Genomic DNA, 19,156 nt, shown 5'->3' with positions numbered 1-19,156 from the left:
GGCCACTAGAATCGACATCATGACTGCCCCAGATCGCTTTCCTCCTTCCGCGCCAAGCCACCAGATCATCAAAGGAACGCTTGTCAGCGATGGCGAGGTGGTGGAGGACGGCCTTGTGGCCATCGATGGCGACAGAATCGCCTATGCCGGGCCGGCGACTGATTTTCATCCTGAGGCATTCGAGGGCTTCCAGAGCGCCGTCCGCCTCGGAGTCCCCAGCGGCAGCTACCTCATCCCCGGCCTTGTAGACATACATTGCCACGGCGGCAACGGGGGCGATTTTCCCAGCGGGGACGAGGCTTCTGCGCGTCAAGCCATCGACTTCCTGCACCGCTCAGGAACAACAACGGTCCTCGCCAGCATGGTGACCGCTCCCCGGGAAGATCTCCTTCGTGGCATCGAGCTCTACGTGAAGCTAGCCGACGAAGGCCTCGTGGCCGGTATCCACCTCGAAGGTCCCTTCCTTTCGCATGCCCGCTGCGGCGCCCAGAATCCCGACTACCTGCTGGAACCTGACCTCGACCTCATGGACGAGCTCGTGGGCGCTGCGGCGGGCAAGCTCCATACCATGACGTATGCTCCTGAGCTTCCGGGGGCGGCGGCACTGGTTGACCTGATGACATCACACGGAGTTACACCCTCGCTGGGTCACACAGATTGCGACGACGCCACCGCGGCGGCGTCGTTGGCCGCCGCCCGCGAGGGGCTTGAGTCAGCAGGATTCGACGGCGTCAGCTCGCTCCCCACTGTGACGCACCTTTTCAACGGGATGCCGCCCATGCACCACCGCGCGCCGGGTCCTGTAGCGGCATGCCTGCGGATGGCGCAGGAAGGAAAAGCCGTTGTTGAACTCATCGCCGACGGAACCCATTTGGACCCCAGCACAGTGGCCACAGTCTTCCAGTTGGTGGGTGCCTCCAACATTGTCCTGGTGACGGACTCCATGGCCGCTGCCGGCCTGTCAGACGGAAGCTACATGCTCGGCCCTTCCCCGGTAACCGTCAGCGATGGCGTCGCCACTCTTGATGCGACCGGCTCCATTGCGGGTGGCACCGCCACCCTCCTGGAGGTCGTCCGCAAAACCGTGGCTGCCGGCGTTGCCCTTCCGGACGCAATTTGCTCCGCAACGGCGGTACCCGCAGCTGTACTGGGACTATCCGACGAACTGGGCGGGCTGCGCCGTGGGCTGCGTGCGGACGTTGTTGTCACTAACGAAGACCTCGAACTAACCGGCGTCATGCGCAACGGCCAGTGGTTCTCCTAGTGTGAATAGAAGTGGGCTTGCGTTACCTTCTTTTTACCGAAAATTTTCCCGAATTACCCAAAAGACCGTTGACCTCCGGCAGGGCACATGAAAGTGTTGTAGCAGTCTTTGTGTAGGTGGTTTTCATGCTCGCAAGACGAGTTGCGAGCGTGAAGCTCCTGCGAAACCAACCGGGCCCCGCCTGGACGGAATCCAAGGTCTTCTCGCGGAGTAACAAAGCCGGTACGAGGTGTATCGGACTGATGTTCCACAATGAGGAGAAATACATGGCACTGGGAACCGTCAAGTGGTTCAACGCTGAAAAGGGCTTCGGCTTCATCACCCCGGATGACTCGGATGGGGACGTTTTTGTTCACTACTCCGAGATCCAGACCGGCGGCTTCAAGACCCTCGATGAGAACCAGCGCGTTCAGTTCGAGATCGGTCAGGGCGCCAAGGGCCCCCAGGCAACCGGCGTTACTGTCGTCTAGCCTTACCCGTTGAATTCTGCGCATTGCAGATTCAACAAACACGTAGACCCCGGCCTTTCAGCCGGGGTCTACGTGTTTAAGGTTCCTATTGTCCGATATTTCGACAACTACTGTTACTAACCGTGAAGAAACCTGGAATCGCCACGCCGAATAGGCGTTGACTATTCAACCAACCAACGTCCGGAGCAACCTCGCGGAATGCCGCACCGACAATCCCGGAAGGTAGGCGCGGCTGAGCGCACGTCCCATTGCCGGAAGGTGCAGCGGGTCCTGATAATACATGTACAAGGTTCGGTACTCGGGTTGGAATCTCGATTTAAAGGAAGCCAGAGACCTGAATCCATAAACAGGTTCCAAAGCCTGCCCCACTACGTCGAGAATTCCAGCCAGGCCTTCCGCTTCCTGTTCGATTTCACCCCTCTCCCGGGCCAAAGGCGAGCCTGACAGCGAGATGACCTCCACGGATCCACGGAGGTGCATGATGGCCGAGGCTATGAGGAACTCCATGACCCCGGGAAAAGCATCTCCGCGTCGCCGCATGAAGTCCAGTGTCCAGCTGACCACCTTGCCGTCCTCGTAGACCGGTAGCCAACTGGTAACCCCGTAGACGAATCCCAGATCGTCCACTGCGACACAGCACAGGACGTCGTCGTCTTCCAGCTCGTCGAGGCCACCCAAGGTGAAGCCCATCTCCGGAATCTTCTTCTGGGCCGCCCACTCTTCGGAGACTTCACTGACTTGGGCGCGCACACCGTGCGACAGCTCGGAGTACCGGCCCCATTTGGCCGAAATCCCCAGCTTTGCGGCACGGTTGAGTGACGTTCTGACGTTCTGCCATTCTTTGCCGCGAAATTCCAGCTCCGTGATCCGCAGCCGGGTTTCCTGGGCAACGGCAACCCTGCGGAATCCTCGTGACTGCAGCATGGGCCACAACTCATCGGTGCAGGAGTAGAAGCAGGGAATCAACGCATGCCGGGAGCAATATTCAAGGAACCCCTTCGCTGTGTCCACGTGGTGGTCGATGGAACCAATCGGTCCAGCCAACGTCAACGCCACGTTGCCGTGTTGTTGGTACGCCACTCCCCCGGTGTGGTCGGCGTTGAACCAGTACTTGTTCGGTTCCCACAGCGCCATCCAGGACAACGAGTCACCTCCCGACTTGACCAGCTGCCGGGCTGCTTCGCGGGCTTGGTGGTCAAGCCCTCCGGCATGGTGGCCCCGGATGAGCAATATCCAGACTCCCAGCAAGGCAACGAGCCAAAAGACTGTTCCGGAATAGGAGAAGAGGAAGACCTCCATAACATCGCGTTCAGCGAAGACTTTCCGGTAAACGCCGGGCAGTGGAACCGGAAGGTACTGCCTGGCGAGTTCGGCAGCCAACCCGAGCAAGCCGCCGTCGCGGTCCATGCCGCCGGAAGCCAGCCACACGGCCGTGTACGCGAGGCTGAGTGCTGCCCCCGTCAGGCCTACCAACCAGAACACCTTGCGCCGGAGGCGATCTGAGGACACCACCCGGAAATGGCCACGGTAAGCAAAGAGGAGCACTGCCAGAACCAGCGGGACCAAAACAAGGGGTATCAGATGCACCACCGCCGAGTTCAACATGGTTACGTGGGGACGTCCTTGAGGCCTGGGCATGCCGGCAAAAAGGCCCAGATAAATCGCTGACAACGCCACCACCACCAGTTGGACGCCAATCGCGATACCCAGGGCAAGTCGTCGCCCGCGTCTCATGCCGTCGGCACAAATGAGGAGCAGGGCCACGGGCACCACTGCCAGCGCCAAGCCGAACGGGCCTGTGTAACCCTGCCGGCCCAACTCCAGGCAGGCGACATCAATGGTTCCCCCGCAGTTTGTTTCCAACTGGCCGAGCGTGGGCAAGGGATTCAGGATCACGTCCCGCAGCAAAGCCAAGGGGCCGGACGGGCTCTTCGCTGCCGCCGTCACAATAGGTCCCACAGCGAAGATCGCCATCGTCAAGGCCAGGAGGTTCCGCACTTCCCTGCCCGTGGACCGATGAAGATGGAGATGTCCCTGGCTGCTTTGCAACCACCACCCTGCAGCCAAGCCGATCAAGGCGCCCAGGAACCCGACAACGGTCTCGGCGTGCCCCACGTACAACACCAAGAGCAGCGAAATGGACATCGTCACCGTACGCAAGCGTCGTTGCCACAGTGTGGGAAGCAACGCGCTGGCAGCCAAAGCAGTTGCCAGCACTGCCCCGTAAGGACCGATCAACCGTGTGTCCGCCATCCGCGACAGCCATCCGTCATCGGAGTGCTGCGCCACCTGGGTGACCAAAAGAAAAGCAGAGACGCAGGCAAACTGGCTGCCCAAGAACACACCCGCGGTTTTCAGCGAACCCAAGCGCCGCTCCGCGAGACCCAAAAGGAACAGGATCATCATGATTGCAGTGGCATAAGCCAGCGGGTTGGTGGTGAAGAACAACGAGGTCCAGATTGACCACCACTCGCCCGACTTCAGTCCTTCCAAGGACACGCCGGCGAAGGCAAGCCACGGCTCCGGGGGCCCGGAAAGGAAACTGCCGGACACAAGTGACAGCACAACAAACAAAGCCAGCACAAAAAGTGTGACCGGTGTGGCCCGCAGATGCCGGCCCGCCTGCAACATCGCGGGCCTCACCACGCCTCTCACCGCAAGGCTCATTGCGGCAGCCCCCACCGCCCGGAGAGAAAACCGAGCGCCCCCGGCATTCCCCTCACCACTGCGTCCCACGAGTGCCCTGCATGCTGGATGGAGTGTTCTTCGATTTCAAAGCCAGCGTTCCGCGCCGCATTCGCGAGCTCATGCATGTAGTCGACAAACTCGTGATCCGTTTCACCCGCGGCAAGATAGGCTCCGCTGCCTGCGTAGTTGCGCTGCTGCATCAACACCAACGGCGTTCTGGACTCAAAAGCTGCAACATCGCCGTCGAACGAGTCCTGAATGGTCTTGTTTCGGTCCTTGGCAAGCGCCGGCTCCCGCTCCGCCGAGAATGCCAGGATGGACGGAAAAATCTCAGGGTGAGCCGTTCCCATCTGCATGGCACACGTTCCCCCGAAAGAGAATCCCCCCACTGCCCACTGCCGGGGATCGGTGGAAACGTCCAGCGTGGACTTGATCCAGGCAGGCACGTCTTGCGACAGGTACGTGTCCGCTTGGGCAATGAGGCTGTCCATGCACATGGTGTTTCCGTTGCCCGTTCCATTGGGGTCAACTACCACCGTCACCGGAGCAACGCCATGGTGCGCCTCAGCAAAACGGTCCAGTTGTGACCGCAGTTGGCCGCCAGTCAGCCAGTCGGCGGGACCGCCGGGCTGCCCGGAGAAAAGGACCAGTACGGGCAGGCTGGGCCGGGCCGCCGTTTGATAGGCAGGAGGAAGATAGATATAGGCCTCCCGCGCCGCGAAACCGGACACGGTACCCGGAATATCCGCTTTGCGCAGGATTCCCAGCCCCGGCATCGACTCCGGTGCCTTCCACGTGGAAAAGTCGGGACCGGGTTGAGCGTCAGGGCTGCGTTTGAGGCTCGTCTCCAGCGGCTGGATCCGCGCAACCGCGGTACCGAGCAAGTCGGCTACAGAGTTGTTCAGGCCGAAGTAAAGGTTAACTTGAACCGCGCTCAGCAAAATGACGCCAAGCATCGCGAAGACACTCAGCGAGCGGTCCTTCCCGGAACTTCGAGGGAACCGGGCAATGCAGAGAAGTATGGCAGCGACTGCCGGCACCGACCAGGCCAAGGTCTCAAAGGGCAGGTTCTCGGAAAACGTGGCCATCAGATCCACCAGGATCCAGTGCACCAGTGTCACGACGCCCACTGCCATCAGCAGGGCGGCCAGAACGACGAACGGCCAGGAACGACGTCGCCGCCACAGGAGGTAGGCCCCACCGGCAGCACCGCAAGCAATGCTGAACCAGAGGAACGGTCCATCAACAAGGCTGACGTCCGAAAGAAAGTCCATAATACCTAGCGCCAGGTACCGACGCCGATGACCGGTCCGGCTTCCAGCCAGGAGGACAACCCTGCGTAGGCGTCGAAGTTCATGGCCAGCATGAACTTTTTGCCTTCGTACTGCAGTTCAACCACCACGACGCCGGGCTGTATCCTGACGAGTTCATCCTCGGTAGGTTGGCGGCGGCCCAGAAGTTCGAGGGAGCTGCGTTTGAACCTGTGTTTGGGGATCACACTGAGGGACATCAAGCGGAACCACTCAAGCTCATTGTCCTGATAACGACAAACCCCCATCTGCCAGCTGTTTCCAGCCGTGCAAATGGAGGCGTCGACCGTGCCCAGGGCACGCCGCAGGTTGAAGCGGCGCACCCCGAACAGGCACAGTGAAATGATCAGCAACGTAAACGCTGTTGCCAGGGCGATGAACGGAATAAGGGAATCGTCCATCAAGGTCGTGCTATCGGATCCCCGCTGTAGCCGCTTCGCCCAGTTTGGCGTTGTCAGCAACAATGACCACGCGATCGTTGTCCACGGAGAAGAATCCGCCGTCGACTTCTACCGCAATACGGTCACCGGAAACCGGCTGGATTGCCAGCTCGCCCGCGGCCATGATGGCCAGAAGGGGCGAGTGGCCCGGCAGGATTCCGATTTCACCATCGCTGGTGCGGGCCTTCACCATCTTGGCCGCGCCGGACCACACGAAGTGGTCCGCTGCGACAATCTCAACCTCGAGCTCAGCCATACTACTTGGTCTGTTCCTGGATCTTGGCCCACTGGCGCTCGACGTCATCCAGGCCGCCGACGTTGAAGAACGCCTGCTCTGCGATGTGGTCAAGCTCTCCGTCGCAGATGGCCGTGAAGCCTTCAACGGTGTCCTTGATGGACACGGTGGAGCCTTCAACGCCGGTGAACTGCTTGGCGGTGTAGGTGTTCTGCGAGAGGAACTGCTGGATACGGCGTGCACGCGACACGACGATCTTGTCCTCTTCAGACAGTTCGTCAACACCGAGGATGGCGATGATGTCCTGGAGTTCCTTGTTCTTCTGCAGGATCTGCTTAACACGGACAGCCGTGTTGTAGTGGTCCTTGCCGATGTACTGGGGATCCAGGATGCGGGAAGTCGACGTCAGCGGGTCAACGGCCGGGTACAGACCACGGGATGCGATTTCACGGGAAAGTTCCGTGGTCGCGTCGAGGTGTGCGAAGGTCGTGGCCGGGGCCGGGTCGGTGTAGTCATCAGCAGGCACGTAGATGGCCTGCATCGACGTGATGGAGTGACCCTTGGTTGACGTGATGCGCTCCTGGAGGAGACCCATCTCGTCAGCAAGGTTGGGCTGGTAGCCCACAGCGGACGGCATGCGACCGAGCAGTGTGGAAACTTCCGAACCCGCCTGCGTGAAGCGGAAGATGTTGTCGATGAAGAGCAACACGTCCTGGTTCTGGACATCGCGGAAGTACTCCGCCATGGTCAGCGCAGAGAGGGCTACGCGAAGACGCGTTCCCGGCGGCTCATCCATCTGGCCGAAGACAAGGGCGGTGTCCTTGAGGACGCCTGCCTCTTCCATTTCAACCCAGAGGTCGTTACCTTCACGGGTACGCTCGCCGACACCGGCGAATACCGAAGTACCACCGAAGTTGCGGGCAACACGGGTGATCATTTCCTGGATCAAAACGGTCTTGCCAACGCCGGCGCCGCCGAACAGGCCGATCTTTCCACCCTTGATGTACGGGGTGAGAAGGTCGATGACCTTGATGCCGGTCTCGAGCATCTCCGTGGAGCCCTCGAGGGAGGCGAAGGCCGGAGCCTTGCGGTGGATCGGCCAGTAGGCGTCAGCCTTGATCTCGGACTCTTCGACGTCCAGCGGCTTGCCGAGAACGTTGAAGATGTGGCCCTTGACGCCGTCGCCGACGGGCACGGAGATCGGAGCGCCGGAGTCCTGGACAGTGGTACCGCGGACGAGTCCGTCGGTTGCCTGCAGGGAGATGGCGCGGACGAGGTTGTCACCCAGGTGCTGGGAGGTCTCGAACGTGATGGTCTTCGTCTGGCCGTTGAGAGTGATCTCAGTGGTCAGAGCGTTGTAAATCGAGGGGATTGCGTCAGCCGGGAATTCGACGTCGACAACCGGACCAATAACACGGGCAATGCGGCCGGTGGCACCGGCCGTTGCTACGTGTTCGGTAGCAGTGGCAGTCATCTCTCTCACTTCACTCAGTAGATGGCGTGGGGTTAAGTTTATCTGTTTGTTGCAGGTGCGGCTTCGAACCGAATCCGGTGCAGGCTAGGACGCGAGGGCGTCAGCGCCGGCAACGATTTCGGAAAGCTCCTGCGTAATCTCGGCCTGGCGGGCCGTGTTGCGAAGGCGCGTGTACTTCTTGATCAAATCGGTAGCGTTGTCACCGGCCGACTTCATGGCACGCTGGCGGGCTGCGAGCTCGGAAGCAGCGGCCTGCAGCATGGCTGCGAAGATGCGGGACTCGATGTAACGCGGAAGCAGTGCGTCAAGCACCTGCTCTGTTTCCGGTTCAAACTCGTACAACGGCAACAGCTCGGATTCCGAGGCTGCTTCCTCTTCGACGACCTCCAACGGGAGCAAACGGATAACCGTGGGCTCCTGGGTCACCATCGACTTGAAGCGGGTGTAGACGACGTGGATCTCATCCACGCCACCCTCTTCGAAGTCAGTGGAGAAGTCTTCGAGAAGTGCAGCTCCGACTTCCTGTGCGGTTTCGAATTCCGGTGCGTCCGTGCCACCGGTCCATACGCGGGTGTATGACCGGTTGCGGAAATCGAAGTACGCCTGCGCCTTGCGGCCAACCAGGTACGCCTTGACTTCCTTGCCTTCTGCGTGAAGAAGCTCGGTGAGACCTTCAGCCTGCTTGAGCACGCTCGCGGAGTACGATCCTGCAAGGCCACGGTCCGATGTAATGATCAGGACTGCGGCGCGGCGGATCTGCTCCGGCTCGGTGGTCAGCGGGTGGTCGATTTCGCTCTGAGTTGCGACAGCAGAAACGGCGCGGGTAATCGCGTTCGCGTAGGGCAGTGAAGCTGCTACGCGGGCGCGGGCCTTACCGATGCGCGAGGTAGCGATCAGTTCCATCGCCTTGAAGATCTTGCGCATCGACGTCGTCGAGCTGATCTTCTGACGGTAGACCCGAATCTGGGCTCCCATACTTATCCTTTCCTAAGTTCCCGATGTGCTGCCCTGCCGGGGCCCTTGCGGACCCCGGCAGGGCAGGTGATCGGAACTAGCGCTTCTGCTTGACGATCTTTTCCTGGTCGACGTCGCCGCCGGAGATCGCTGCGTGCTCTTCGTGGCCGGCGCCAACCAGGTGGTTGTCGCCTTCGCCGAAGAAGCCCTTCTTGAAGGAAATGATCGCTTCCTTCAAGGCTGCAGCGGTGTCGTCATCCAGGACGTTGGTCTGAGCCAGCGTGGTCAGGATGGAGGACTTGTGCGCGAGGTGCTCCAGGAACTCGGACTCGAAGCGGCTGATGTCCTCAACCGGAACGTCGTCCAGGTAACCCTTGGTACCGGCCCAGATGGAAACAACCTGGTTCTCAACCGGGAACGGTGAGTACTGGCCCTGCTTCAGCAGTTCCATCAGGCGTGCACCACGGGTCAGCTGCTGACGGGAAGCAGCATCCAGGTCAGAGGCGAACATGGCGAATGCCTGCATGTCGCGGTACTGGGCCAGGTCCAGCTTCAAGGTACCGGAGACCTTCTTCATGGACTTGACCTGTGCAGCGCCACCAACGCGGGAGACCGAAACACCAACGTCAACAGCAGGACGCTGGTTGGCGTTGAAGAGGTCCGACTGGAGGAAGATCTGGCCATCGGTGATGGAGATCACGTTGGTCGGGATGTAGGCCGAGACGTCGTTTGCCTTGGTCTCGACGATCGGAAGACCGGTCATCGAACCTGCACCGAGCTCGTCGGAGAGCTTGGCACAACGCTCCAGCAAACGGGAGTGCAAGTAGAAGACGTCACCCGGGTAGGCTTCGCGTCCCGGCGGACGGCGCAGCAGCAGGGATACGGCGCGGTAGGCTTCGGCCTGCTTGGACAGGTCATCGAAGATCACCAGAACATGCTTGCCGCCGTACATCCAGTGCTGGCCGATGGCCGAGCCTGCGTACGGTGCCAAATACTTGAAGCCAGCGGGGTCCGATGCCGGGGACGCCACAATGGTGGTGTACTCCAGCGCGCCGTGATCCTCAAGGGTCTGGCGGACTGCTGCGATGGTGGAAGCCTTCTGGCCGACACCAACGTAGACGCAACGAACCTGCTTGGTGACATCTCCGGAAGCCCAGTTGGCCTTCTGGTTGATGATGGTGTCCACGGCGATGGCAGTCTTGCCGGTCTGGCGGTCACCAATGATCAGCTGACGCTGGCCGCGGCCGATCGGGATCATGGCGTCGATAGCCTTGAGGCCGGTCTGCATCGGTTCGTGAACCGACTTGCGTTCGGTGACGCCCGGAGCCTGGAGTTCCAGTGCACGGGTGCCCTCGGCCTTGATCTCGCCGAGGTCGTCGATCGGCTGGCCCAACGGGTCAACAACGCGACCCAGGAAGGCATCGCCAACCGGAACGGACAGGATCTCACCGGTACGGTGAACTTCCTGGCCTTCTTCAATACCGGTGAAGTCACCGAGGATAATGACACCGATCTCGCGGACGTCAAGGTTCTGGGCCAGGCCCAGCGTGCCATCTTCGAAGCGAAGCAGCTCGTTCGCCATGACCGAGGGAAGACCCTCAACACGGGCGATGCCGTCACTTGCGGTGGTCACACGACCAACCTCTACGCGCTCTGCGTTACCGGGTTCGTAGGACGCCGCGAACTCGTTCAACGCATTACGGACGTCGTCGGCGTTGATGGTCAATTCGGCCATCTGCAGTCCCTGCTCTCCTGTTTTCGTGATCATCGTTGCTCACGATGACCGGGTTTTATATCAGTTAAGTTGTGCTTGGTCTGGCTAGCCAGCGAGCTGACGGCGGAGTTCGCTCAGGCGGGCGATGACCGAAGCATCGAGCACTTCGTCACCAACCTGGACACGGATTCCACCGATCAGTGCGGGGTCAACGTTGAGGTTGACCTTCAGTTCGCGGCCGTACAGGGCATCCAGCCCGGCCTGCAGACGGCTGGCCTGCGTTTCCGTCAACGGACGGGTAACGCTGACAGTTGCAATCCAGCGCTGCTGACGCTTGGCTGCAAGCTTGGCGAAAGAATCGACGAGCTTGCTCGGCTTGACACCGCGCGGCTGCGTAACTGCCTGGCTGATGAGAACCTTTGCTTCCTCGCTGCTGCCAGGAACAAGCTTCTCAGCCAGAGCAATCTTTGCCGCAGGGGATCCCTGCGGCTCAGACAGAGCACGTTGTACTTCGTGGCTGGAGGCGACGATCTGGTTGAAGGCAAACAGATCGTTTTCCAGCTCTTCCAGCCCCGTGATACCGGAGGCAGAAACCGCCGACTTGTTTTCAGCTACGGCAATGACAACCGTGGCGGCAAGCGTCTCGAGTGCATCGCCGATATCACGTGCCGATGCCCAGCGTGAGCTGGCCAGTCCGCCCGCAATTTCAGCAGCATCAGCGGAGACTTTTCCGCCAACCAGCTGCTTGACCAGCGCCGACTTTTCGTCTCCAGTACGGGACGGGTCAGTCAGGGCGCGGCGCAAGCCAGCCGAGCTGTCCACCGTTCCCAGGATTCCGAAGAGGTCCTTAGCCAACTGCAGCGAGGCGAAGGGAAGCTTGGCTTCCAACTGCGCCAGTGCTGTGGTCAGCGATTCGCTCGATATACCTGCCATTACTTAGCTGCACCTGCGCTCTGGGTCTCCACATCTGCAAGGAAACGGTCCACAACGCGTGCGGCGCGCTGGTCGTCGGTGAGTGCTTCACCAACGATGCGGCCGGCCAGCGTGGTGGCCAGGGTGCCTACCTCGGAACGAAGCGAGACAACAGCTGCCTGGCGCTCCGACTCGATGGCAGCGTGTGCCTGCTCGGTGATGCGAGCAGACTCTGCTGCAGCCTTGGCCTTGAGGTCCGCAAGGATCTGGGCGCCTTCGGCGCGTGCTTCTTCACGGATTCGGTTGGCTTCGGCGCGGGCGTCGGTGAGCTGCTGCTTGTACTCTTCAAGAGCTGCAGAAGCTTCCGCCTGGGCCGCTTCGGCCTTTGCAATGCCACCTTCGATTGCTTCGGCGCGCTCTGCGAAGGTCTTCTCGAACATCGGGACAACAAACTTGACCACGATGTACATGAGGACCGCAAAGCCGACGAGGACAACGCCCATTTCCCAGACGTTGGGAACGAGCGGGTTGCTCTTCGCTTCGCCTTCAGTGGCGGCTGAGATGATCAGCTGATTCATATTTCACCCGTCCTATCTACTCGTGCGTCGAATTCGCTTGGGTTCTTATTATTAGGAAAGAACGAAAGCGAAGACGAGGCCGAGGATGGCAAGAGCTTCAGTCAGTGCCAGACCAAGGAACGCGATCGGCTGCAGCACACGCTGAGCTTCCGGCTGACGTGCAACACCGTTGATGTACGCGGCGAACACGAGACCCACACCGATACCACCGCCGATGGCCGAAAGACCGTAGCCGATGAGGTTGAGGGAGCCGTTGATGGTGCCTTCCATTTTTTCTTCCTTTCAAGATGCCGCCCGTGCGGCAGGTTGTTTGGGTTGCTTCATCCCCGCAAGGGGAAGTTTTGGGAGCCTAGTGGCTATCGGCGTGCAGGGCGCCTTCGATGTAGATCGCGGTCAACAGGGTGAACACGTAAGCCTGCAGGGCCATGATCAGTGCTTCCAGCATGTACATGGCCACGGCGCCTACCAGCACCAGGACCGATGCGCCCTTGAGCAGCACGTTCTCCTGCATGACAAGGAACTCGATGCCGGAACCGGCGAGCATGACGATCAAGTGACCGGCCAGCATCGTCGCGAACAGACGGAGGCTGTGCGTGACCGGGCGGACCAGGAAGTTGGAGATGATTTCGATCGGAACCACGATCGGGAGGATGTACCACGGGACACCGGAAGGAACGGTGGCGAGCTTGAAGTACTTCAGGCCGTTCTTCTTGATGCCGATGATGATCCAGGTGAAGTACACGATGCCGGCCATGACATAGGCGCCGCCTACGTGTGAGAAGCTCGGCAGCTGAATCACCGGGATGGCGCCGTAGATGTTGTTCACCAAAATGAAGAAGAACAAGCTGAACAGCAGCGGGACGTACTTGATGAAGTCCTTGCCGCCGATGATGTCCTTGGCGATGCTGTTGCGGACGAAGCCGTAAGCCATCTCGCCTGCGAACTGCAGCTTGCCGGGTACCAGCTGCTGCTTACGTGCAGCGAGGATGAAGAATGTAGCGATAATGACGACTGAAAGAATCACCAGCAGCATCTGCTTGGAGAATCCGTCGTGCGCACCCCAAGGCAGGATTGCCGGCAGGTGCATTTCGTCGATTCCGGGTGGGGTGAAGGACCCCGAATCCTGGGCGGGGAGCGCAAGCGCGATCAACGCGTTTCCTCTCTGCTGTGTCCATCATTGGGCATTGGTTGGAATCCGGAAGCGTTGGACGCATCCACAATCCGTGTGAAATTATTTGGCATTACTGTCCCCGTCCATGGACGGACCGCTGTCTGCGTTGCTCTCGCCAGAAGAGGAGCTTTGCCTGGTGAGGCCGTGCATATGGGAAAGATAGAACCCTCCTGCGGCTCCCAGCAGAGCGCCAAGGAGCACAATCCAGCGGGTCCCCCACAGATTATCCAGACCCCAGCCTATCAAACTCCAGACAATGATCCCGCCAATGATGTAGCTGAAGACGGCAATGCCGGCGTTGTATCCGCCGTCGTTTCCGGCTTCCGCGCTTTCATTGGCTTTTCCGGGTTGCTGGGCTTGTGGGGCCGGGCGTGAATATCGCTTACGCGGAGACATCCGGGCCACCCTTCTTCTCTTCAGGATCGTTGTAGATCTGGAGGCGGGCCTTGCTGAAACCATAGATTTCTGCTGCCTGCCAGAAGACAACGGTGACCACGGCGCCAATCAGGAACCAGCGGTGGTGGAGCCAGTCCGGTGCGCCGAGCACAAAGAGCACAACAGCAAAGCCGACGACTTTAATGAAATACGTGGCAACAAAGAGGCCAACAGCACCTGAAGGGTTGTTGCGGCCTACAAAGTGGCCTATCAAAAGGCTGATGCCAAAGAAGAGCATGACCAGCGCGGCGCCGAACGCTGCTGAGAGCGCTCCCTGACCGCCGTTCATGAAAGCTGCGATCACACAGGTGACGGCAGTGGCCGCCAGCGCTGATGCAGCGCTAAGAAGAAGCAACCGAAGCCATAATGAGGACGGCTTGCCGACGGATCCAACACCACGTTTACCGGACGGGCGTCCGGTTTCGGCGTTGGATGTCATGGGGATACCAATCCTCGTGGCACAGGTGCCATATTCTCAAAGTGGGGTTACGGGCGAGTGACTGTCCGCAGTAAGAATTCTACATGAGATAGAACTGTGACCATAACCGGCCGTCACAACTACTCCCCCGGCCGCGTCGAGTTACGGGTGAAGTAGGGCCAGGCCGTCACGGCCGCCATGATGAGCGCTGCCGCAATGACCACGATCAGCACAATTTGCCATGGGAAGACGGCGAACGCGACGCCACCGAAAGCCAGGATGCACGTCCAGACATACAGCATGACGACGGCGGCACGGTGCGAGTATCCGAGGTCCACCAGCTTGTGGTGGAGGTGCCCACGGTCTGCCGACCACGGCGACTGGCCCCTCGCAGTCCTGCGGACCACGGCCATCCCGAGATCCAGGAGGGGCAGGGACAGTACGGCGAAGGGCAGCAAAATCGGAACAATCGTAGGGATGCCATTGGCGCGGTCATACAGGCCGGAGCCAATCTGCCCCGTTGCCACAACACCGGCGGAGGCCATGAGCAAGCCAATAAGCATGGCTCCGGAGTCACCCATGAAGATTTTGGCAGGGAACCAGTTGTGCGGCAGGAACCCGATGCAACTTCCCACCAGAATGGCCATCAGGAGTGTCGCGAGATCTGAGTTGTCGGTGGAGGGGTTGTTCCGGTGAACCCAGTACGCCGTGAGGAAGAAGGCGCCGCCACCAATGATGGCCACTCCCGCTGCCAAACCGTCCAGTCCATCAATGAAGTTGACGGCGTTCATAGTGGTGACAATGAGTCCCGCAGTGAGCACAATCTGTAGGATCTCAGACTCGAGGAATATCGGTTCCGGGATGAATGGCACCACCGACATCCGGACGCCCCACAGTGCCACGATGAGAGCGGCAGCACCTTGGCCCAGCAGCTTGATCCACCATCGGATGTCCAGGATGTCATCTGCCACCCCTACGGCGACGATCACCACAGCACCGGCCAGAATCCCCCAGGGCGCATCGTTGTGCCTGAAAATGTCCTTCACGAAGAATGAGTTGCTGGCAACCACCAAGGCGACGAAGAAACCCGCAAAGATGCCCAATCCCCCGAGCTTGGAAATCAGGGCGGAGTGCATGTCGCGGCTGCGGATGGGACGGTACAGGCGCAGCTTGTTTCCGGCCACGCGGGCACCCCACGTTCCCGCGTAGGACACCACGGCAGCCGTGAGTGCCATCAACAGATACATGATCATGACGCGGCTCCCTGGAGCAGCCCGCCCACTGTTCCGGAAACGGTGATCAGCAGGCGCAGCCGGTGCGTCGCGTCAAAGCCGGTGGTTTCCGGGCACCTCGAGGTGTGGAATTCTGTGTGTGGATAAATGGAACTACTCCGTCGCCATGCCTGCACCGGCTGTGCCGAATGTTGCGGGATTTCTGTGGACTCTAGTCACGATACTAATGCCAACAGCCGTGACCACCCTGTGACGCAGCCGCAAAGCCCTGCCTTGTTTAGCCGGAACCAAGCTGCGTGGCTGTCAGCTGGCCGGCTCTTGGATGTTGCGCAAAGCGTAGATGCCGTTGAGCACCTCTGCATTGGAGCGCGGGGCCTTTAAACTGTGGCGCAGGCCCTTGAAAAGCCCGGCCAGAAGCACTTTGCGGTTTGGCGAGGCGGCAATGGTGCGTGTCCAGTTTCGCAGTGAGGCGCCGGTGAACAGAATCTTTTCCCACGGGGCCAGCGCGTTGGAACGGGTGTACACCCAGAGCTTGTTCCGCACTTCGTAGTAGAAGCGGGGGCCCGGGTCAGCACCGGCGTCGCCAAAGACCTTGGTGTGGTGATTGGCCACCGAAGATTCCGTGGTCAGTGCTGTTCCCTTGCGCGAGACCCTGGCAGTGTACTCAAGGTCGTCGTTCCAGATGAAGTAGTCCGCGATGGGCAGGCCGTATTTCCTGATCTCTTCGGCTCGGATCAGGACGGACACGAAGGAAGCGCTCCGGATCTGCGTGGCACCGACGCGTGCAGCAGCTTGACGTGCTTCTTCGCTGGCACCCATCCGGGGACGCATACGGTTCATGGGGTGGTCGCGGCCATCGGTCCAGACCACGCGGCTTGCAATGAAGGCCGGCGTATCTCCTGTTTCCTGCTGATAAGCAGTGGAAACATCCAGCGCTTCAGCAAGGGCGGCTGCTTGGGGTTCCGTGTCGTCGTCCATGATCCAGACGTGGTCCGCGCCGTGATCCAGCAGGGCGCGCTCCATGCCAACCACAAAACCGCCGGCACCGCCAACGTTTGAGCTCAAAGTGACTACGTCCGTAGCCAGCGGCCCCTGATAGTCCCGCAGGAACTCTGCGGTTCCGTCAGTGGAGGCGTTGTCCACCACGACGACGGCGTCCGGAACCCGGGTGCCGGCTGCGATGCCCGCCAGAGTGGTCTGGAGGAGTTCACGCCGGTTATATGTCACCACGACGGCGACCACAACAGCTTGGGACGTCATTTACTTGCCTTTGGTCTTGGGAGATTGAAAACGGCGCCGAACCAACAGGCCGGCAAGCTTCCACGGCTCAATGAAAACTCTGTAGGCAACGCGGCCCGGGTGGAGGACCAGCCGCCAGGCCCATTCGAGCCCCAGCCGCCCCAGCCAGCGCGGAGCCAGTTTCTGAATGCCGGCAACTTGCTCAATAGCGCCTCCAACGGCGCAATAGGTAGCCGGCGGCAACTCCCCCAGCCTGCCATGCAGGACATGCTCCTGGAGCGGCATCCCCAGGCCCAACAGCACCAATTGCGGCTGGAATGTGCCCAGCCAGCCCACGACGGCGTCTTCAAGGGCGTCATCCCAGCCCTCGCCGGGCATTCCGTCCACCGTGGCGCCGGGAATGATGGAGCGGAGGCGGGCCACCGCTTCGGTATTGGCCTCCCGGCCGGCGCCGACCACAGCAACCCGCTGCAATCCTGGAACCTTGCCGAGTTCAGGGATCCAGTCCATGGAGCCCAAACGGTACGCCATGGCCCCTTCGCCCAAGGGCAGGCCCTGCCGCTTCCGGGAAATCCCCCACAGCAACGTGGCGGGGGCTCCATCCAGCAGGACTATCGAGCTTTTCTCATACAGCGCGCGGACATCCGGACATGAATGAAACAGCGTGATGCTATGCAGGTTGTGACCGAGCACAGTGCTTGTGGTCCCCGCAGCAATGAGCCCGCCCACGGCGTCAATGAGTTCATTGACGCGCAACGGAGTAGCGTCGACGTCGAGGACGGGGACGCGCTGGCGGTCCGGAATCATTCGGACTTGGCTTCTCGTGGGGCCGGCGGCTCCACATCGTTGCGAGCAGTCGAATCGTCGTCGGGCGTCGGTTCGACGACGGCGGCTTCTGTCACTTCAAACGGGGCGTCGCCCAGGGTGGCGGTCTCCGCGACAGGCTCAGCCTCCGAAACTGCCTCTTCCGCCGCGGCTGTCTCGTCAGCCTCATCTTCGGCAACCGCTTCTTCAGATGCTGTCTCTTCAGCAGCTTCGATAACATCGGCGGGTACAGTCTCGCCGAAGCCGAGGAGGGTCGGAACGATCGCTCGGAGGCTCTCCAAGGAGATGGCTCCTTGGCGCACTACGCGGAACGGGGTGGCAGTTGCGTCCACAATTGTGGACGGCAGCGCCGCAGTACCTTCCACGGGCCGGAATCCGCCCTCCAGGTACACCTCTACGGATTCGGCCAGTTGCATGCGCGCTTCCGAAGCGGTCTGGGCTGCTTCCTGCCCCGTGCGGTTGGCCGACGATACGGCCAGCGGCCCCGTGAGCCCGAGGAGCTCCAAGGCAATCTCATCGTCCGGCATACGGAGTGCAACGGTGCCCTTGGTATCGCCCAGATCCCAATCCAGGGAAGGCTGGGCATGAAGGATCAGGGTCAGCCCGCCGGGCCAAAATGCCTGCGCAAGCGCCCGGGCATCGGCCGGCACATCGGTGGCCAGGCCGTCCAAGGCATTGATTCTGGGAATCAGGACCGGTGGAGGCATCTGCCGGCTGCGTCCCTTGGAGGCCAGCAACATGGTCACGGCCAAGGGAGAGAAGGCGTCGGCGGCAATGCCATACACAGTGTCCGTCGGCAGCACGATGCACTTCTTTTCACTGATGGCACGCTGTGCGTGCTGAAGTCCTTCAGCACGCTGGTCATCGGAAGTGCAGTTGTAGGTTGTGGTCACAGCGCTATTCTTTCACTCATCAGGCGCAGTGCTTGCCAGCACCGCGCTGGTTGCACGTTCCTTGCCGTTCAGGTCGAAATGCGTGGTGACGTCGTTCCAACGTCCCGTCCGTCGCAGCATCCCGGCGATCCAACCGGCTTGGACTTCTGCGTGTTCCATCACAAAGTAGCCGCCGGGCTTCAGAAGCCGGGCAGCGGAAGCAGCTGCCGCCGTCGGGAGTTCCATGCCGTCCGCTCCCCCACCGTACAGTGCTTCGGGAGGATCGTGGAGTGCGACTTCCGGTTCTGTGGGTATCGCTTCTGCCGGGATATATGGCGGGTTGGATACGACGACGTCGAAGGTTCCGTTATGTTCGGGCAGCGCCTCCCTGAGGTCCCCCTGTATGAGCGTCACACCCAGCGGCTCCAGGTTCTTCGCTGCCCAGGCATGCGCGAAAGTACTGTATTCCACGGCATGGACGTCAGCGCCCGGCACCTCGTGGGCGATCGAACCGGCAATTGCACCGGATCCAGTGCCGAGGTCCACCACCTTGGGGTTCGGAATTCCTGCCACATGGTCAATGACCAGCTGGACCACCGACTCCGTTTCCGGCCGGGGAATGAAAACGCCCGGGCCCACGCGCAACTCCAGGTAGCGGAAATAGGCGACGCCGGTGATGTGCTGCAAGGGAACACGTCCCGCACGCTCCTGCACCAGTTCTCCATAGCCATCCGGCGCGGGAGCATCGCCCAGCAGCATGGCCCGCAAGCGTCCCAGACCCACACCCAGCAGGTGTTCGGCAAGCAACTCCGCGTCCACGCGTGGCGTGGGGACACCGGCGTCGGTGAGAACGGCAGTAGCCTCGCGAACTGCGTCCGCGAGGCTCTGGCCTTGGTAAAACGTCATGAATCTACTCTGCTGTTGA

20 protein-coding genes are annotated in these 19,156 nt (G+C 60.7%); 2 read left to right on the top strand and 18 right to left on the bottom strand.

Translation table 11 applies throughout. From position 1 onward, the window contains the following. Positions 1–19 precede the first annotated feature (19 nt). Positions 20–1,264: an N-acetylglucosamine-6-phosphate deacetylase gene (gene nagA / locus N7568_RS12800; protein WP_261610191.1), complete on the top strand. Its 1,245-nt coding sequence runs from the start codon at positions 20–22 to the stop codon at positions 1,262–1,264. 266 nt (positions 1,265–1,530) lie between these two features. Further along, entirely contained in the window at positions 1,531–1,734 is a 204-nt protein-coding gene (locus N7568_RS12795) for a cold-shock protein (protein WP_018776337.1), read from the top strand. 165 nt (positions 1,735–1,899) lie between these two features. Here the strand turns inward: N7568_RS12795 and N7568_RS12790 are convergent, their stop codons facing one another. From N7568_RS12790 to prmC, 18 genes are all read right to left on the bottom strand, one after another. After that, entirely contained in the window at positions 1,900–4,401 is a 2,502-nt protein-coding gene (locus N7568_RS12790) for a DUF2156 domain-containing protein (protein ID WP_261610190.1), read from the bottom strand. Continuing rightward, on the bottom strand, positions 4,398–5,696 hold the full coding sequence (locus N7568_RS12785; protein WP_261610189.1) for an alpha/beta hydrolase: 1,299 nt from the start codon (positions 5,694–5,696) through the stop codon (positions 4,398–4,400). The genes N7568_RS12790 and N7568_RS12785 overlap by 4 nt, the downstream gene beginning before the upstream one ends. A gap of 5 nt (positions 5,697–5,701) precedes the next feature. After that, complete coding sequence (locus N7568_RS12780; protein WP_261610188.1) at positions 5,702–6,133, bottom strand: DUF2550 domain-containing protein; 432 nt, start codon at positions 6,131–6,133, stop codon at positions 5,702–5,704. A gap of 10 nt (positions 6,134–6,143) precedes the next feature. After that, on the bottom strand, positions 6,144–6,428 hold the full coding sequence (locus N7568_RS12775) for a F0F1 ATP synthase subunit epsilon (protein ID WP_261610187.1): 285 nt from the start codon (positions 6,426–6,428) through the stop codon (positions 6,144–6,146). Position 6,429: 1 nt separating this feature from the next. Beyond that, positions 6,430–7,881 carry a F0F1 ATP synthase subunit beta gene (gene atpD / locus N7568_RS12770; RefSeq protein ID WP_089595532.1) on the bottom strand — a complete coding sequence of 484 codons (1,452 nt, stop codon included), beginning with the start codon at positions 7,879–7,881 and terminating at the stop codon, positions 6,430–6,432. Positions 7,882–7,965: 84 nt separating this feature from the next. Then, complete coding sequence (locus N7568_RS12765; RefSeq protein ID WP_089595533.1) at positions 7,966–8,856, bottom strand: F0F1 ATP synthase subunit gamma; 891 nt, start codon at positions 8,854–8,856, stop codon at positions 7,966–7,968. A gap of 76 nt (positions 8,857–8,932) precedes the next feature. Further along, positions 8,933–10,570, bottom strand: coding sequence for a F0F1 ATP synthase subunit alpha (gene atpA / locus N7568_RS12760; RefSeq protein ID WP_089597491.1), 1,638 nt, complete (start codon positions 10,568–10,570; stop codon positions 8,933–8,935). Positions 10,571–10,654: 84 nt separating this feature from the next. Continuing rightward, on the bottom strand, positions 10,655–11,482 hold the full coding sequence (locus N7568_RS12755) for a F0F1 ATP synthase subunit delta (protein ID WP_261610186.1): 828 nt from the start codon (positions 11,480–11,482) through the stop codon (positions 10,655–10,657). After that, on the bottom strand, positions 11,482–12,039 hold the full coding sequence (locus N7568_RS12750; RefSeq protein WP_261610185.1) for a F0F1 ATP synthase subunit B: 558 nt from the start codon (positions 12,037–12,039) through the stop codon (positions 11,482–11,484). The genes N7568_RS12755 and N7568_RS12750 overlap by 1 nt, the downstream gene beginning before the upstream one ends. 51 nt (positions 12,040–12,090) lie before the next feature. Then, entirely contained in the window at positions 12,091–12,309 is a 219-nt protein-coding gene (gene atpE, locus N7568_RS12745; RefSeq protein WP_011775261.1) for an ATP synthase F0 subunit C, read from the bottom strand. 79 nt (positions 12,310–12,388) lie between these two features. Continuing rightward, positions 12,389–13,189: a F0F1 ATP synthase subunit A gene (atpB, locus tag N7568_RS12740; RefSeq protein WP_261610184.1), complete on the bottom strand. Its 801-nt coding sequence runs from the start codon at positions 13,187–13,189 to the stop codon at positions 12,389–12,391. A gap of 81 nt (positions 13,190–13,270) precedes the next feature. Beyond that, positions 13,271–13,606 (bottom strand): hypothetical protein, encoded by a 336-nt coding sequence (locus N7568_RS12735; protein WP_261610183.1) that lies wholly within the window; start codon positions 13,604–13,606, stop codon positions 13,271–13,273. After that, positions 13,593–14,084 (bottom strand): hypothetical protein, encoded by a 492-nt coding sequence (locus N7568_RS12730; RefSeq protein ID WP_261610182.1) that lies wholly within the window; start codon positions 14,082–14,084, stop codon positions 13,593–13,595. The genes N7568_RS12735 and N7568_RS12730 overlap by 14 nt, the downstream gene beginning before the upstream one ends. A gap of 119 nt (positions 14,085–14,203) precedes the next feature. Continuing rightward, entirely contained in the window at positions 14,204–15,316 is a 1,113-nt protein-coding gene (locus tag N7568_RS12725; RefSeq protein ID WP_261610181.1) for an MraY family glycosyltransferase, read from the bottom strand. Between the two features lie 282 nt (positions 15,317–15,598). Next, positions 15,599–16,555 (bottom strand): glycosyltransferase, encoded by a 957-nt coding sequence (locus N7568_RS12720; RefSeq protein WP_261610180.1) that lies wholly within the window; start codon positions 16,553–16,555, stop codon positions 15,599–15,601. Next, a complete protein-coding gene (locus tag N7568_RS12715) occupies positions 16,556–17,341 on the bottom strand; it encodes a WecB/TagA/CpsF family glycosyltransferase (RefSeq protein WP_261610179.1) in 786 nt (261 codons plus the stop codon). After that, on the bottom strand, positions 17,338–18,252 hold the full coding sequence (locus tag N7568_RS12710; RefSeq protein ID WP_261610178.1) for an L-threonylcarbamoyladenylate synthase: 915 nt from the start codon (positions 18,250–18,252) through the stop codon (positions 17,338–17,340). The genes N7568_RS12715 and N7568_RS12710 overlap by 4 nt, the downstream gene beginning before the upstream one ends. 12 nt (positions 18,253–18,264) lie before the next feature. Then, positions 18,265–19,137, bottom strand: a complete 873-nt coding sequence (prmC, locus tag N7568_RS12705; RefSeq protein WP_261610177.1) for a peptide chain release factor N(5)-glutamine methyltransferase — start codon at positions 19,135–19,137, stop codon at positions 18,265–18,267. Between the last annotated feature and the right edge of the window lie 19 nt (positions 19,138–19,156).

The sequence above is a fragment of the Paenarthrobacter aurescens genome, assembly GCF_025421775.1.
GTDB lineage: Bacteria > Actinomycetota > Actinomycetes > Actinomycetales > Micrococcaceae > Arthrobacter > Arthrobacter aurescens_B.
Note: the sequence above shows the minus strand (reverse complement) of the source record. Positions and strands in the feature narration are given on the sequence as shown.

Excerpts from the sequence above, each read along its gene's own strand:
- nagA (WP_261610191.1), top strand. The coding sequence starts at position 20 with ATGACTGCCCCAGATCGCTTTCCTCCTTCCGCGCCAAGCCACCAGATC.
- N7568_RS12795 (WP_018776337.1), top strand. The coding sequence starts at position 1,531 with ATGGCACTGGGAACCGTCAAGTGGTTCAACGCTGAAAAGGGCTTCGGC.
- N7568_RS12790 (WP_261610190.1), bottom strand. The coding sequence starts at position 4,401 with ATGAGCCTTGCGGTGAGAGGCGTGGTGAGGCCCGCGATGTTGCAGGCG.
- N7568_RS12785 (WP_261610189.1), bottom strand. The coding sequence starts at position 5,696 with ATGGACTTTCTTTCGGACGTCAGCCTTGTTGATGGACCGTTCCTCTGG.
- N7568_RS12780 (WP_261610188.1), bottom strand. The coding sequence starts at position 6,133 with ATGGACGATTCCCTTATTCCGTTCATCGCCCTGGCAACAGCGTTTACG.
- N7568_RS12775 (WP_261610187.1), bottom strand. The coding sequence starts at position 6,428 with ATGGCTGAGCTCGAGGTTGAGATTGTCGCAGCGGACCACTTCGTGTGG.
- atpD (WP_089595532.1), bottom strand. The coding sequence starts at position 7,881 with ATGACTGCCACTGCTACCGAACACGTAGCAACGGCCGGTGCCACCGGC.
- N7568_RS12765 (WP_089595533.1), bottom strand. The coding sequence starts at position 8,856 with ATGGGAGCCCAGATTCGGGTCTACCGTCAGAAGATCAGCTCGACGACG.
- atpA (WP_089597491.1), bottom strand. The coding sequence starts at position 10,570 with ATGGCCGAATTGACCATCAACGCCGACGACGTCCGTAATGCGTTGAAC.
- N7568_RS12755 (WP_261610186.1), bottom strand. The coding sequence starts at position 11,482 with ATGGCAGGTATATCGAGCGAATCGCTGACCACAGCACTGGCGCAGTTG.
- N7568_RS12750 (WP_261610185.1), bottom strand. The coding sequence starts at position 12,039 with ATGAATCAGCTGATCATCTCAGCCGCCACTGAAGGCGAAGCGAAGAGC.
- atpE (WP_011775261.1), bottom strand. The coding sequence starts at position 12,309 with ATGGAAGGCACCATCAACGGCTCCCTCAACCTCATCGGCTACGGTCTT.
- N7568_RS12735 (WP_261610183.1), bottom strand. The coding sequence starts at position 13,606 with ATGTCTCCGCGTAAGCGATATTCACGCCCGGCCCCACAAGCCCAGCAA.
- N7568_RS12730 (WP_261610182.1), bottom strand. The coding sequence starts at position 14,084 with ATGACATCCAACGCCGAAACCGGACGCCCGTCCGGTAAACGTGGTGTT.
- N7568_RS12725 (WP_261610181.1), bottom strand. The coding sequence starts at position 15,316 with ATGATCATGTATCTGTTGATGGCACTCACGGCTGCCGTGGTGTCCTAC.
- N7568_RS12720 (WP_261610180.1), bottom strand. The coding sequence starts at position 16,555 with ATGACGTCCCAAGCTGTTGTGGTCGCCGTCGTGGTGACATATAACCGG.
- N7568_RS12715 (WP_261610179.1), bottom strand. The coding sequence starts at position 17,341 with ATGATTCCGGACCGCCAGCGCGTCCCCGTCCTCGACGTCGACGCTACT.
- prmC (WP_261610177.1), bottom strand. The coding sequence starts at position 19,137 with ATGACGTTTTACCAAGGCCAGAGCCTCGCGGACGCAGTTCGCGAGGCT.